Source organism: Kitasatospora sp. MY 5-36 (assembly GCF_001182915.1).
Lineage (GTDB): Bacteria > Actinomycetota > Actinomycetes > Streptomycetales > Streptomycetaceae > Kitasatospora.
On the sequence record NZ_LFVW01000017.1, the window covers coordinates 19,033 to 34,268 of the forward strand.

General features: G+C 71.8%; 7 protein-coding genes. 5 read left to right on the forward strand and 2 right to left on the reverse strand.

What is annotated here, in order from left to right:
• Nucleotides 1-58 precede the first annotated feature (58 nt).
• From AE652_RS01565 to drmB, 4 genes are read left to right on the forward strand one after another with little or no spacing between them, the layout of a single operon-like run.
• Nucleotides 59-4,825: a DEAD/DEAH box helicase gene (locus AE652_RS01565; RefSeq protein WP_049649227.1), complete on the forward strand. Its 4,767-nt coding sequence runs from the start codon at nucleotides 59-61 to the stop codon at nucleotides 4,823-4,825.
• Nucleotides 4,822-6,738, forward strand: a complete 1,917-nt coding sequence (locus AE652_RS01570; RefSeq protein ID WP_049649228.1) for a UvrD-helicase domain-containing protein — start codon at nucleotides 4,822-4,824, stop codon at nucleotides 6,736-6,738. The genes AE652_RS01565 and AE652_RS01570 overlap by 4 nt, the downstream gene beginning before the upstream one ends.
• Nucleotides 6,735-9,992, forward strand: coding sequence for a helicase-related protein (locus AE652_RS01575; RefSeq protein WP_049649229.1), 3,258 nt, complete (start codon nucleotides 6,735-6,737; stop codon nucleotides 9,990-9,992). The genes AE652_RS01570 and AE652_RS01575 overlap by 4 nt, the downstream gene beginning before the upstream one ends.
• Nucleotides 9,989-11,845, forward strand: coding sequence for a DUF1998 domain-containing protein (drmB, locus tag AE652_RS01580; RefSeq protein WP_049649230.1), 1,857 nt, complete (start codon nucleotides 9,989-9,991; stop codon nucleotides 11,843-11,845). The genes AE652_RS01575 and drmB overlap by 4 nt, the downstream gene beginning before the upstream one ends.
• Nucleotides 11,846-11,920: 75 nt before the next feature.
• Here drmB and AE652_RS01585 read toward each other — a convergent pair whose 3' ends face one another.
• Nucleotides 11,921-12,943 (reverse strand): DNA cytosine methyltransferase, encoded by a 1,023-nt coding sequence (locus AE652_RS01585; RefSeq protein ID WP_199823021.1) that lies wholly within the window; start codon nucleotides 12,941-12,943, stop codon nucleotides 11,921-11,923.
• A 149-nt stretch (nucleotides 12,944-13,092) separates the two neighbouring features.
• Nucleotides 13,093-14,076 carry a LuxR C-terminal-related transcriptional regulator gene (locus tag AE652_RS47760; RefSeq protein WP_049649231.1) on the reverse strand — a complete coding sequence of 328 codons (984 nt, stop codon included), beginning with the start codon at nucleotides 14,074-14,076 and terminating at the stop codon, nucleotides 13,093-13,095.
• A 329-nt stretch (nucleotides 14,077-14,405) separates the two neighbouring features.
• On the opposite strand from AE652_RS47760, the gene AE652_RS01595 reads away from it, so the two are divergent.
• On the forward strand, nucleotides 14,406-15,236 hold an 831-nt coding region (locus AE652_RS01595; protein WP_199823022.1), incomplete at its 3' end, for a transposase.

Here is a 15,236-nt window from a genome sequence, read left to right on the forward strand (position 1 = left end):
CGGAACGTCCGACAGTCCTCGCGCCCACCTTTCCTCCGCACCCGAAGTGGAACCATTCGTGGCCGACCCGCAGTCCCCCGTGATCCGCACCGTCGTCGAGCAGTCCCTCCGTGTCCTGGAGACCTATGCCGTCGACCCGGGCCTGATCCCCGAACACGCCAACGGCGAACGCCGCATCACCCAGGGCGGGTACGGCGACCGGCAGCTCTTCGAACTCGTCCAGAACGCGGCCGACGAGCTGCGCGACGAACCCGGCGGCCGGATCCACGTCGTCCTCACCGGCACCCATCTGTACTGCGCCAACCAGGGCGACCCGGTGACGCCCGACGGCGCGGAGACCATCCTGCGCATGAGCACGTCCCGCAAGCGCGGCGGGCAGATCGGCCGGTTCGGTGTGGGGGTGAAGTCGGTCCTGGTGGTGACCGACGCGCCCGAATTCTTCAGCCGCGAGGGCAGCTTCGGCTTCGACCGGGCCTGGTCGTTCGAGCTGATCCGCAACGTGCCCGGGGTGCGCGAGCGGTTCGGCGCGGAGTTCGAGGCACCCGTACTGCGCATGGCCCGCGAGCTGGACATGGCGGCCGAGCGCCTCAAGGACCAGGTGCTGGACGAACTGCTGGCGTGGGCCACCACGGTGGTCCGTCTCCCGCTGCTGCCCGGCGCCGCCGATCGGCTGGGCAAGGACATGCACGGCCACCAGGGCACCGCCGGTCACGACACCCGCGAGGAATTCCCGTCCGGCTTCCACCTGTTCTCCCCGCACGTGGGCCAGGTGGTCCTGGAGGACCGCCGGCCCCGCCCGATCGCGCGCCGGGCCCTCCAGGCCGAGCGGGTCGGCAACCTGCACACGATCCAGGAGGAACGGGTCGGCAAGCCGCCGGCGACCTCGCAGTGGCGGGTCTTCACCCGCACCCACGAACCGACCGAGGTCGCCCGACGCGACGCGGGCGAGCTGCACGACCGGCTGACCGTCGACCTGGCCTGGGCGGTCCCGGCCTACAACACGGACGAGCGGACCGGCCTGCTCGGCTACGCCGACGCCAAGGGGCGGGGCCGGTTCTGGTCGTTCTTCCCGACCAAGTACGAGATGACCCTCAGCGGCATCCTGAACGGGGCGTGGAAGACCAACGAGGACCGGCAGAACCTGCTGGACTCCTCGCCGTTCAACGTCGAGATGATCCGGACCGCCGCCGGCCTGGTGGTCGACTCGCTGCCCGAACTCGCGCCGGCGGAGGACCCCGGCGCGTACCTCCCGCTGCTGCCGGGCCGTTCCAAGGGCGTGGAGACGATCAGTTGGGCCGACCGGCTGCTCACCGAGCAGATCTGGGCCACCACCGCGGTGCGGCCGTCGCTGCCCGACCAGGACGGTGTCCTGCGCGTCCCCGGCAGCCTGAACATCCACCCGGACCTGGGGAAGGACGGCACCGCGGTCAACCGCTGGCTTCGGTCCTGGCACGCGTACCCCGGGCGCCCTCGCGACTGGGTGCACCCCTCGGCCGAGGCCACCGACCTGCGCACGGGCAAGGTCCAGCACATCCTGGCCGCCGCCCGCCTGCAGCGGGCCTCGATCGTCGAGTGGCTCGAGGCGCTGGTCTCCGACGGCACGGCCGAGGCTTCGGCGACGGCCGTCCGGATCGTCGCCGACATGATCGCTTCGAACGCCGGCTGCGCCGTGGAGGCCCGCACGGCCAGGATCGTGCTCACCGAGGAGAACGGCCTGGTCGCCCCTCGGGGAAGCGTGGTGTACCGCCGCACCGAGGAGGACGGCCTGCGGGAGTCGCTGGTCTACGTGGACCGCGCCCTGTCCGACGACCCGTCGCTGCACTCCGCCCTCACCGCCCTCGGCATCCAGGAAGCCGACGTCCGGGGGCGCTTCGTGAGCGTCCTCGACCAGGGCTTCGGCTCGTACGGCCCGCAGGAGTGGAACCGGTTCTGGGAGCTCTTCCACCGGGCGGGTGCCTCCGTGGTGGGCCATGAGGTGACCACTCGGGTGGACGCGCCCCTGGAGACGCTGATGGTGCGGACGGCGGACGGCCGCTTCCACACCATGCGCGACTGCATGCTGCCCGGTGTCGTCGTCACCGCGGAGAGCGACCCCGAGATCGCGGTGGACATGCGCTTCCACTCCGACGACGCGGGATTCTTCCGCGAGTTGGGCCTGCGGGACCGCCCGACCGGCAAGCACAGGCCCGAGGAGGAGCCCTGGTTCGAGGAGTACCGGGCCGCCGCGCACGCGGCGTACTGCCGTACGCTCGACGACCGGGCGAGTCGGCCGACCCTGGCCAGGATCAGGATCGACGGTTCGCCTGTCGGTGGGCCACTGCACCTGCTGCCCCGGCTCTCGGAGCCGGCCCGCGCGGCCTTCGTCCGGGCGCTGCCGGAGGACGCGCTGGTCGAGCACTGGACCCTGCAGATCGGGGCCCAGGTCGACTCCCGTCGATCGGTGCAGTCCCCCATCCGGTGGATGATCTCCCGGCACGGTCTGATCGAGACGTCCCAGGGCCTCAGGCCCCTCAAGGAAGCCGTGGGACCGCAGCTCGGCGGCTACCGTGATGTGCTCCCGGTGGCGTCGATCAGCGAGGAGAAGTCCCGGAAGCTCGGGCTCGCGGACAGCGTCGAGAAGGTCCGTACGAAGCAGTGGGAGCAGCTCCTGGAGAAGCTCCAGGAGAGCGAGGACGACACCTTCGTCGGTTCCACCTACGCCCTGCTGACCCGGTTGGAGATCCCCTTCCCCGAGGACTCGCTGACCCGCTGCCGGATCGGCGACGCCTGGGACACCCGGGCGGACGGCGAGATCGCCGTCGCCGCGAACCCGGAGGAGTACCGCTCCTTGCAGGCCGAGCGGGTGCCCGCGCTGCTGATGCCGGACCGGGAGTCCGCCGACCTCATGGTCGAGCAGTGGGGCATGCTGCGCCACGACGACGTCGTCAGCCGGGAGACCCGGCACGAGTCGAGCGTGGAGCCGGTTCCGCTGGGCGAGGAGTTCCCGACGCTGCGGCAGAAGATGGGCGGCTCGGTCGGCACCTACTCGCTGCTGCGCTGCTCCACGCTGGAGGAGGTCGTCCGTACCCCGCACGGTGCCCGGGCGAAGTCCCTGGCGAGCGCCCGCCAGGGCAACGTGATCAAGGTCGTGGACTCGCTGGACCGGCTGGGCACGCTCCGGGCCGTGGACCGCGAGTTGGGTCTGCGGATGGGAGAGTCCGGCTGCCGGGCGCTCCTGGAGGCGCAGGTCCGTCAGGAGCAGGACGAGAAGGTGCGTTCCTCGCTCAAGGCGATCCGCGAGGCCGAGGACGTGACGGCCAAGCTGGAACTGCTGATCGGTGCAGAGGCCCTGCGCGACCGGCTCCCCTCAGGACTCATGGACGCCGAGCGCCAGGATCCGGACGGGCCGGAGCCCACCGGTCGCCGGATCGCGCAGATGGCGTTCAACGCGCACGGCGACAGCGTGCTCAAGACCCATGCGCGCGACATCCAGGAACGCTTCCCGAGCGCCCCGTCCTCCTACACCGGGGGCCCGGCGGCGGTCTCCTTCGTCGCCGATCTCGGCCTGCCCGCGCCCTTTGCCGGATACCGGGCCCCGGCCCTCGAACAGAGCCTGACCGTGGACGGCCCCCGGGACTTCCCCCGCCTGCACGAGTACCAGGAACGTCTCGCCCTCAACATCTTCGAGATGCTGGACCGACTCGCCCCGCAGCGCGCCATGCTCTCCCTGCCCACCGGCGCCGGCAAGACGCGGGTCACCGCCGAGGCCGTCATCCGTTGGGTCAAGCAGGCCGGTGAGCTGAACGGTCCGATCCTGTGGATCGCCCAGACCGAGGAACTGTGCGAACAGGCCGTGCAGAGCTGGCAGTTCGTCTGGAGCAAGGCCGGCGCGCAGGAGCGGCTGACGATCAACCGGCTGTGGACCTCGAACGAGGCCGCCCCGGTCACCGACGGGCCGCAGCTCGTGGTGGCCACCGACGCCAAGCTGCGGGTGTGCCTCGACACCGACCGCTACACCTGGCTGCGGGCCGCCGCCCTGGTGGTGGTGGACGAGGCGCACGTGGCCACCAGCCCGAGCTACACCGAGATCCTGAGCCTGCTCGGCCTGACCCAGCACCGGACGGATCGGCACCTCCTCGGTCTCACCGCCACCCCGTTCCGCGGCCACAACGAGGAGGAGACCCGCCGGCTGGTCAACAGGTTCGGCACCCGTCGGCTGGACGAGGGCGTCTTCCCCTCCGACGACGCCTACGGCCACCTCCAGGAGATCGGTGTACTGGCACACGTCGAGCACAAGGAGCTGACCGGCGGCACCATCGAGCTGTCGCGCCAGGAGCGGGAGAGCGCCGAGCAGTTCAGTCTGCTGTCCAAGGCCGCCGAGCAGCGTCTGGCCGACGACCACGACCGCAGCCGCCGCATCGTCGACGAGGTCGCGGACATGGACGCGAACTGGCCGGTGCTGGTCTTCGCCACCTCCGTGGAGCACGCCAAGTACCTGGCGGCCATGCTGATGGACCGCGGGATCTCGGCTTCCTCGGTGGACGCCACCACCTCCGACAGCGACCGTCGTTCCAGGATCCGGGACTTCCGTGACGGCCGAGTACGCGTGCTCACCAACTACGGGGTGCTCACCCAGGGCTTCGACGCCCCCGCCACCCGCGCGGTCGTCGTCGCCCGGCCCGTCTACAGCCCCAACGTGTACCAGCAGATGATCGGCCGCGGTCTGCGCGGCCCCCGCAACGGCGGCAAGGACACCTGCCTCATCCTCAACGTCCGCGACAACATCCGGAACTTCGACACCGCCCTCGCCTTCACGCAGTTCGAGCACCTGTGGAGCAACCGATGACCACCCACCCCGAGGACGGCCCCGTCCTCACCGCCGAACAGCAGGCCGTCGTGGACCGGCCGTGGGACACCCGGCTGCTGGTCACCGCGGGAGCGGGGACGGGCAAGACCCACACCCTGGTGCGCCGCATGGACGCGCTCGTCGGACACACCGACCCGGACGAGGCGCTGGAGGCGTCCGAGCTGCTGGTCCTCAGCTTCTCCCGCGCCGCCGTCCGGGAACTGCGGGACCGGATCGCCCGACACGGGGAACACGCGCGACGGGTACGGGTACAGACCTTCGACTCCTGGGCCTACTCCCTGCTGCTCCAGGCGCACCCGGACGGGGAGTGGTCGGCGCTCTCGTTCGACGAACGGATCCGGGCGGCCACCGACGCGATCGAGAAGGGCGCGCTGGAGTCCCTGGAGGCAGGCCCGCCCACGCACGTGATCATCGACGAGGTGCAGGACCTGGTGGGCGCCCGCCGGGAGATGGTGGAGTCGTTGCTCGACCGGCTCCAGGACTCCTGCGGGTTCACCCTGGTCGGCGACTCCGCCCAGGCGATCTACGACTTCCAGATCGAGGACCCGGAGGAGTACGCCGATCGCGCCGACCTCTTCCTCCGCTGGGTGCGGATCTCCTATGCCGACGACCTGGAGGAGCTGCGACTGACCCGCAACTTCCGGGCCGTCACCCCCGAGGCGCGCACCGCGCTCCCGCTCGGCCCCGCCGTCCAGGCCGTCGGCAGCGCCCCCGAAGGCGCGGACGCGGCCGCCGAACGCCTCCACGAGGAGCTGCGCGAGCTGCTGCTCGATCTGCCCGACCTGGGCTCGTTCACCGACTCGTTCACGCTGGACACGCTGCGGTCGTTCCCCGGCACCTGCGCGATCCTGTGCCGCGACAACCGGCAGGCTCTGGTCGTCTCGGAGCTGCTGCACACCCAGGGCGTCCCGCACGCCCTGCGCCGCCCGCTCCGGGACCGGCCGGTGCCGTACTGGGTCGCCGAGGTGCTGCGTCGGACCGCGGCCGCCACCCTGGCCGAGGAGCGACTGCGCGACCTGCTCGCCGCGATCCCCCTGCCCGAGGAGACCGACCTCGACCGGGTGTGGCGCTCCCTGCGCCCGGCGGCACGCGGCGCCGGGCGGGGCACCCTCGACGTGGTGCGGTTGCGCCGTCTGGTGGCGGAGCGCCGGTTCCCGGACGAGTTGGCCGATCCGGAACCGGCCCGGCTCGTGGTGTCCACGGTGCACCGCTCCAAGGGCCTGGAGTTCGACCGGGTGATCGTGCTCAACCCGCCGACCGTCGCCGAACTGCGTCGCCGCACCGAGGCACCGGACGTTCCCGCCGAGGCCCGCGCGCTCTACGTGGCGATGACCCGGGCGCGGGAGGACCTGTACCGGGTCGCCCCGCCTGACACGGTGACGGTGCTCAGGCACAAGCCGACCGGCCGGCTGTACCGGGGAGTCCCGAACCAGCGTCTGCAGTGGCGGCGCGACGGCATCGAAGTGCGGGCCGGAGACGTGGACGCCCTGGAACCGGCCGACGCCGTCGGTGACGCCCCCGGCGCCCAGGCTTACCTGCTGGAGCGGGTACGGCCGGGGGACGCGGTGTCGTTCCGGCTGCGTGACGCCCTCCCCATGGGCGCCGAGCAGAGCCCTCGGTACGCCCTGCTGCACGAAGGGCGGGAGATCGGCGACGCCTCCGAGGTCTTCCGGAGTCAGTTGCACTCCGTCCTCAAGGTCGGCTCCACGTGGGAGATCCGCTGGCCCGAGGAGATCTCCGGTCTGCGCATCGACTGCCTGGAGTCGGTCGCGGGCAGTCCGGCCGCCGGGGCCAACGCGGGCCTCGGCGACCACGGGGTGTGGATCGCCCCTCGCATCAGCGGAATCGGACGGTTCCGGCACACCACCGGAACCCAGGAGGAGCAGGAATGACCATCCACGCAGGGCGGCACGCCGAGCACTACCGGGTCCGTGAGGACCTGGTGTCCCGGCTCCGCCGGGAGCTGCTGGGCCCCGACATCGGGGATTCCGCCGAGGACCGGGCCGAGGTCCTGGACCAGGACGCCCCGATCACCCGCTATCCCATCGGCGTGCTCTACCCGCGCCCGGCGGACGCCGCGGCGAGCCGTCGTCTCGAGGAGGACGACGAGGAACAGAGCGGCCTCGACGAGGAGCCCCTGCCCAGGTCGGCCGGCCTCGACGAGTCCGGCCCGTCCGTCGACCACCACGACTCCGGCGGTCGACGGCCGTCCAGTGTCGGTCTGACCTTCGCGGTCGACCCCACCGTGTGCCGGGAGATCGTGGTCTCGGCCCGTGCCGCCGTGTACGAGCCGGAGGACGCCGAAGGGCGCAAGGTCTCGGCGCGTCGCAGCGAGGCCCGCACCACCTCCGACCAGCGGGAGCACTGGCGTCGGGTGGAACTCGACCTGGCGGACGTCACGATCGACCTCGCCCTCCCGGACCGTCGTGGCGACTACTACCCGATCGACCGACCGGTCCGGCTGGACGTGCACGTCCGCCGCCCGTCGAAGGAGACCGGCACGGTCACCGTCACGGTCACCCTGGTGAACGAGCAGAGGGTCGGCGAGCGGGAGCTCCAGGACGCCTTCGCCCTGTTCCAGGCCGGGCTGACGGTCCGTGCCGCCGACGGGTCCAGTGCGTTCGTGGAACGTCCGACCGCGCTGTCCGCCGTGGACCCCGAGCTGGAGAGCAGCAGGCTGCTGCACCGGCACGCCCCCACCTTCGCCACCGGCCACGGCTGCGCGGCGGTATGGGACTGGACCCCTCCCCCGATCGGCCTCACCGACGTGATGCAGGCGGGAGTGAGCGAGGTGCGCACCGAGTTCGTGCCCACGCACGAGGTGCTGCTCACCGACTCCAACCCGACGATCGACGCGAGTGCCCTCACCATGCTCGGCCTGGCCGAGGCCGGGGACGCCGAAGTGATCGCCGCGCTGGACGGGCTGGCCGACGGCTACGAACGGTGGATCGAGCGGAAGCGGGACGAAGCCGCCGAACTCGCCGGTACCTCGTACGAGACGGCCGCCGCCGAGCAGGTCCGCGCCTGCCGCGAGGCCCTGGAACGGATCCGGGGGGGCATCGCGCTGCTGCGCGACAAACCCGACCTGATGTGGGCGTTCCGCCTGGCCAACCGGGCGATGGCGACCCAGCGGGCCCGGGCCGCCTGGGTCAAGAGCGGCCGGATCGGCGAACCCGACCCGACGACGGCACGCTGGCGTCCGTTCCAGATCGCCTTCGTACTGCTGTGCCTGGCCGGGGTGGACGACCCGGAACACCCCGACCGGGGTGTGTCCGACCTGCTGTGGTTCCCCACCGGTGGTGGCAAGACCGAGGCGTACCTGGGCCTGATCGCCCTGACCACCTTCCTGCGCCGCAAGCGGCTCGGACCGGCCGGCGGCGGGGTCACCGTCCTGATGCGCTACACGCTGCGCCTGCTGACCCTCCAGCAGTTCGAGCGCGCCGCCATCCTGATCTGCGCCATGGAGCGGATGCGGCTGGAGAACCCCGGGGAACTGGGCCACGAGGAGATCTCCATCGGCATGTGGGTGGGGCGCTCCGCCACGCCGAACACCCTGGAGGTGGCCTCCCGGCAGCTCGCCGCCGCCCGCTCCGGCCGGGTGCTCCAGACGGAGAATCCCGTCCAGTTGCACGCCTGTCCGTGGTGCGGGACCGCCCTGGACGCCCACCGCTACGCAGTGGACGAGGAGGCCAAGCGGATGGACGTGCGCTGCCCCGGCACGGACTGCGCGTTCTCCGACGGGCTGCCCGTGCACCTGATCGACCAGGCGGTGTACGCGGCCCGGCCCACCCTGGTGATCGCCACCGTCGACAAGTTCGCCTCGATGCCCTGGCGGGAACAGACCGCCGCCCTCTTCAACCGGGACCGTCAGGACTCCACCCCTCCGCCGGAGTTGATCGTGCAGGACGAGCTGCACCTGATCTCCGGACCGCTGGGCACCCTGACCGGCCTGTACGAGACCGCCGTCGACGTGCTCGCCGAGCGGCCCAAGGTGATCGCCTCCACCGCGACCATCCGCCGGGCCGCCGACCAGGGCAGGGCCCTGTTCTCCCGCGAGGTACGGCAGTTCCCGCCCGCCGGACTGGACGCCCGCGATTCGTGGTTCGCCGTGGAGACCCCGGCGAACGAGAAGGCGTCGCGCCGCTACGTGGGCCTGCTCACCCCCGGCACGAGCCAGTCCACCCTGCTGATCCGCACCTACGCCACGCTGCTCCACCAGGCACTGCGGACCGACGCGCGCCAGGAGGTGCGCGACGCCTACTGGACCCTGGTCGGCTACTTCAACAGCCTCCGTCTGCTGTCCGCCGCCGAACTCCAGGTCCACGACGACGTCGTGGCCTATCTGGAGCACCTGGCCGAACGCGACGGGAGCGAGCCGCGGTCCGTCGGCAACTACTCCGAGCTGACCAGCCGGGTGGACGCCAGCGAGATCCCGGCCCGGCTGAAGCAGATCGAGCGCAGGCTGACGGACGGTGACACGGCGGACGTGGTGGACGTGCTGCTGGCCACCAACATGATCGCCGTCGGCGTGGACGTGGACCGACTCGGTCTGATGGCCGTCATGGGCCAGCCGCAGACCACCGCCGAGTACATCCAGGCCACCAGCCGGGTCGGCCGCGCCCACCCGGGCCTGGTCGCGGTGATGCTCAACTCGAGCCGTTCCCGGGACCGTTCGCACTACGAGAACTTCCAGCACTTCCACTCCGCGCTCTACCGCGAGGTCGAGTCCACCTCGGTGACGCCGTTCTCGGCCCGGGCCCGTGACCGTGGCCTGCACGCGGTGATCGTCGCACTGGCCCGCATCCTGATCCCGGCGGCCCGCAGGGACGAGGACGCGGGGCGGATCGACCTCTTCCACGAGGAACTGCGGGAGCGGATCCGCCCGCTGATCCTCGACCGGGTCGCGAACGTCTCCCCGGAGGAGGTCGACCACGTCGACGCGGCCTTCGAGGAGTTCGTCGGATGGTGGTACGAGGAGGCCGAAGCGAACGGCAACCTGTGCTACGAACCGAAGCGCGGGCGTTCCAACCCCTCGCTGCTCAAGCCCTACGACGACGCCCTGGAGGACGTCGAGGCGTGGGAGACCCTGTGGTCCCTGCGCGACGTCGACGCCGAGTCCGCCCTGTTCATGGAGGCATCCCGATGACCCCGCCCCCGTCCCGTCGACGGCGCACCGCCGGCTCCACGACTCCGGCCCACAACCTGCCCCGGCGCGGCGCGGTCCGTCGGGCCCAGGCCATCACCACCTACGGCGTGGGTTCGTTGGTCGCCGTGGAACAGGAGTCCTTCATCGTCTCGGGCATCGACGGCGCGGCGGACCAGTGGCCGCGCGACGAGGCCCCGGTGATCCGCGAACCCCGTCTCGCCCGGGTGCTGGGAGTGACGCACTTCCGTCTGCCGCCCGCTTCCGGTGACGGCAGTCGCGACGGCATCCGGGTGCGCCGCTTCCCCCTCTGGCACCACTGCCCCGAGTGCCACGCGCTGGACCACGTACGGAAGTTCAACTCTCCGCCCGGACGGAACGAGTGCGGCGAGTGCGGCGAGCCGCTGGTGCCCTCCCGGTTCGTGGTCGCCTGCGAGGACGGGCACATCTCCGACTTCCCGTACTGGCGGTGGCTGCATCGGGGCCGGCGCGCCGAGAGCGGCTTCTGCGGCGGTCGGATGAGCCTGACGTCCTCCGGACGCACCGCCTCGCTCCGTTCCGTCGTGATCTCCTGTTCCTGCGGCGTGCCCGAGGTGTCCATGGAGGGCTCCTTCCGGGCCGGCGCCCTCAAGGAGCTGGGGTTCGACTGTCCGGGCGATCGCCCCTGGCTGAAGGGGGCCGACAGGATCCCCTGCTCCCGGAGGCCCCGGACGCTCCAACGCGGCTCCTCCTCCGTCTGGCAGCCGGTGCTGCGCTCGGCCCTGTCCATCCCCCCGTGGAGCGACACCCGGGTGCACGCCCTGGACGAGCACTGGGACGATCTCCGCGCGTGTTCCGACCTCGCCCAGATCGAGATCCACCTGAAGTACATCTTCAAGGGGTCCACGTCCCCGGTGAGTCCCCAGCAGGTCCTGGACCTGATCTCCGCGATGGAGGCCGAGGACCCCTCCGCCGAGGACACCCCCGATCGGGACCAGGAGCAGCGCTACCGGGCCCTGCGCGACCTGGAGTACCGGCGTCTGTGTGCCGGCAACCCGGAGGAATCCGGGCACCACACCGAGCAGTTCGTCTGCGAGCCGCCGATCGGCGACGAGAAGCCCCTGACCGAGCTGGGCCTGGTCACCCCGATGCTGGTGAAGAAACTGCGCGAGGTCCGCGCCCTGAAGTCCTTCACCCGGGTCATCGATCCCGAGACCTCCGCCGAGGGCCACGAGGCGCAGTTGTCGCTCGCTCCCACCGACTGGTTGCCCGCCATGGAGGTCCACGGCGAGGGGGTGTTCCTCCGGTTCGACGAGGAGCAGGTGGACGCCTGGGCCGAACAGCCCGCCGTCGTCGACCGGGTGGCCCGTATGCGGCACCACCACCAGCGGGTCCTCACCGAACGGGCCTCCGACCCGGCCCGGGTCCCGGTCTCCCCCACCACGCCGCGCATGGCCCTGCTGCACACCTTCGCGCACGTGATGATCAACGAATGGAGTCTGGACTCGGGCTACCCGGCCGCGTCGCTGCGCGAACGGATCTACTCGGGCGACGAAATGGCCGGGGTGCTGATCTACACGGCCACCAGTGACTCGGCCGGCAGCCTCGGCGGCCTGGTCGCCCAAGGCGAGATCGACCGCCTGGCCCAGGCCGTGAGCTCGGCCGTCCACCGTGCCGAGTGGTGCTCCGCCGACCCCCTGTGCATCGAGACCGAGGTCTCCGGCGCGGGTGGCACCAATCTGGCCGCCTGTCACGCCTGCGTGATGCTCCCGGAGACCAGTTGCGAGCACAACAACGGCCTGCTCGACCGGGCCCTGCTCGTCGGCACCCCGGAGGACCCGTCGATCGGGTTCCTCGCGCACCTGCTCACCCGCTGAGCACCGGGCGCCGAGGGCGGGACGGCACGGCCGGTGCCGTCCCGCCCCGGTGTCACGAGCGCCGCACGGCTCCCTTCACCGTCCGTCGCACGGTACCGGCGCCGGGTTGCCCAGCGCGGCCCGGATCGCGAGACCGAAGGCCCGGGCCACCGGGGGCGGTGACGCGTGGCCCACCTGCCGGTAGCGGTCCGTCTTGCCGCCGGCGAAGGTCCAGTCCTCGGGGAAGCCCTGCAGCCGCGCCGCCTGCTCGACCGTCAGCTTCACCATGTCCGTGCCGTCCGGTGACGGGTCCCAGAGGTCCTCGGGCCCGGGGACCTCATTGGCGACGGTGCCGCCGTTGACCCGCATGCGGGCCCAGGACCGCTTCGATCCGGTCGGCCCCAGATCCGGCCCACCGCGATTCCAGGAACCCCCGACCAGGGTCGGGGCGACCTCGTCGGCCTGTGCGGCCCAGGCCGCGGCGTGCGGCCATCCGCGGGCGGCCATCGAGACGCCCAACGCCTCCCCCACCGTCAGCGGTGGCTCGGTGTCCCGCGCCGGGGGCACGAAGTCACGCATGGAGCCCTCCTTCAGCGCCACCAGGATCCCCTGCTTGCGGTCCTGAGGCACGCCGTGCCACTTCGCGTTGACGACGAACCACTCGTACTCGTACCCGAGGTGTCGGAGTTCGGTCTCGACCTCCGAACGGATGGACTCGTACGCGGGCTTGGAGGCCAACTCGGAGAGGTTCTCGATGAGCAGGGCACGGGGCTGCACGCCGTGCAGGAGCATGACGGTCGCATCGAGCAGCCGGAGCTCCTCCGCGCTGTCCTCACGCCTCACCGCGGCGCTCGCCTTCACCCGGGGCAGACCGGCGGCCAGGAGGTCCACGTCGTAGCACTCCTGGTGCTCCTCCGGAACGAAGTCGAGGAGGTCCGTCCGGAGGACGTGCCAGTCCGGGCGGTTCGACCGCAGCGTCTCGCAGGCCACCGGACGGTTGTCGAGCAGCAACACCGGATCGAACCCGGCTTGTTCGAGACCGAGCGCGAGGCCCCCCGCACCGGCACACACGGCGAGGCAGGTCAAACGGTCGGGACGGGACGCTTCCATGATCACCATTCGTACTCGTCGGAGAACTCGGCAGCGGCCGGGGCCCTGGGTACCGACGGCCGCGTCTCTCCCTGGCGGGAGACGACGGTCAGCATACGCACGGCACGTTGTCCGAGCCCACTGCCCTACCGTGCTCACGCGCCGGGCGCGCGGGCCGGTCAGAGTTCGTCGAGGGGTTCGTCCAGGACGCCCTGGCGGGCGATGATGTAGCCGAGGTGGCCGCGGCTGCGGCTGCCGAGGAGTTCGCTGGCCTTCTGGATGTGGCTGGACACGGTGCGGGTGCTCATGCCGAGGCGGGAGGCGATGGCCTCGTCGGTGTAGCCGTTGACCATCAGGCGCAGCACGTTCTGCCGGGTGCGGGCGGTCAGCAGCCGGGGGCGGTGGTGGCCCTGCTGGTAGGTGACGGGCTCGGCGCGCTCCCACATCAGCTCGAAGATCTTGAGCAGGTACTCGACCAGCGGCGGGAGTTCGATGAGCATCGCGGCGGCCTGGCGGTCGGCGCCGGCCGGGATGAAGGCGGTGGAACGGTCGCAGATGATCACCCGGTCGAAGACCTCGTTCAGGGTGCGCACCTGGGCGCCCTGGGCGGTGACCTGCTCGATGTAGGCCAGCGTCGGGCCGTGCGAGCGCACGGTGTGCTGGTAGAGGGTGCGTTGGCGCACGCCGCGGCCGGCCAGGGCGAGGTCGCGCGGGAGCGCGTCGCCCAGTTGCTCGGGGCCGCGGCCGCCGCCCGGCTGGGCGGTGAGCAGTTCCTCGCTGCAGGCGGCAACGGCCTTCTCCAGCGCGGGGTTGATCTCCTCGCCCGCCAGCAGCCGGATCGGCAACTTGGCGCGCCGCATGACGTCGCGGTAGGTGTGCTCGGCGGCGTGGAAGGAGGTGTGCAGCGCGGCGAGCCGCTCCTGGTGGGCCAGTACGGCGAGTTCGAGCGGCCGCGCCAGTCCGGTGGCGGCGATGTCGGGCGGGACGGGGACGAGCCGGTCACCGGAGCCGGGCAGCGGGCGCAGCAGACCCATCGCGAGCAGGCATTCGGGGGCTTCGCCGACCGCCTCCCCCTCGGCCAGCGCCGTGCGGTAGAACTCGATGCCCCGGTCGCAGAGCTGGGGTGTTCCCCTTTCCGCGCAGTTGTCCTGACTTGGGCACATCTGGGCATCCTTCCGGCTTCGGCATTGCGGTTTCACGAATGCCCGTACCGGCTACCGCCAGGCATCCGAACCGGCAAGATGGAAGTGACTGCCGTTCGGAAGCCGCCCCCCGGGCTCCGACAGCCGTGAGTGTACGCCCAAAGGGCGCGGAAATCATCGGCTGACGGTAGTCGGGCGTGCACGCAAACGGGGAGCCGGGGTCACGGTCGTGACCGTACCCGGCAGCGGTGACCGGGGGATTGCCGGCGCATCGCACCTGGCGTTCCGACGGGACGTCCGGAGCGGGCGGTCGGTGCACGGAACGGCCTACAGACGGAAGGCACCCCCAGTTGCGAGCTGATTCCGACCCGGCGGCACCGCCCGCCGCCCTCGCCGGCCTGGTGGACCAGCGCCTGGTGCGGCAGTTGGCGGAGGCCGCCGCCGCGCAGGTCGGCTCCGGCGCGGTCCGGCTGCTGGGCGACGGCGGGATTCTCCAGGCCTTCGCCAAGCAGCTGATCGAGGGCGCCCTGGAGCTCGAACTCCAGGAGCACCTGCGCGGCTCCGGCAACAGCAACGGCAGCGGCACCGGCAACGGCTCCGGTCCCGGCGGCAACGGCCGCAACGGCGCCCGGGCCAGACGGCTGCTCACCGAGATCGGCCCGGTCGAGGTGCGGGTGCCCCGGGACCGCGAGGGCAGCTTCACCCCCAAGGCCGTCCTCCCCCGCGCCCGGCGGCTGCCCGGGCTCGACCGGCTGGTGATCTCGCTGACCGCGCGCGGCCTCAGTTCGGGCGAGCTGGTGGCGCACCTGGCCGAGGTGTACGGCGTGGAGCTGAGCCGGGAGACCGTCTCGGCCATCACCGACCAGGTGCTGGACGAGCTCGCCGAGCGGCGCGGGCGGCGGCTCGATCCGGTCTACCCGGTGGTCTTCGTCGACTCGGTGCGCAGCGGCCGCTCGGGCGGGCCGCTGGTGCACCTGGCGCTCGGGGTCTCCACCGAGGGCCGGCGCGAGGTGCTGGGCCTGTGGCCGGCCGCGGACGGTGAGCAGTGGCCGCAGGTGCTGGCGGGGCTCGCCGAGCGCGGGGTGCGGGAGGTCTGGGTGCTGGTGGGCGGCACCGGCGCGGTGCTGGCGGAGGCGGCGGCCGAGCAGTGGCCGCGCACGGTGGTGCACGGTTCGGTGGCG

Bases quoted from the DNA above. Each gene is read 5' to 3' on its own strand.
- AE652_RS01570 (WP_049649228.1), top strand. From the start codon at position 4,822: ATGACCACCCACCCCGAGGACGGCCCCGTCCTCACCGCCGAACAGCAG.
- AE652_RS01575 (WP_049649229.1), top strand. From the start codon at position 6,735: ATGACCATCCACGCAGGGCGGCACGCCGAGCACTACCGGGTCCGTGAG.
- drmB (WP_049649230.1), top strand. From the start codon at position 9,989: ATGACCCCGCCCCCGTCCCGTCGACGGCGCACCGCCGGCTCCACGACT.
- AE652_RS01585 (WP_199823021.1), bottom strand. From the start codon at position 12,943: ATGGTGATCATGGAAGCGTCCCGTCCCGACCGTTTGACCTGCCTCGCC.
- AE652_RS47760 (WP_049649231.1), bottom strand. From the start codon at position 14,076: ATGTGCCCAAGTCAGGACAACTGCGCGGAAAGGGGAACACCCCAGCTC.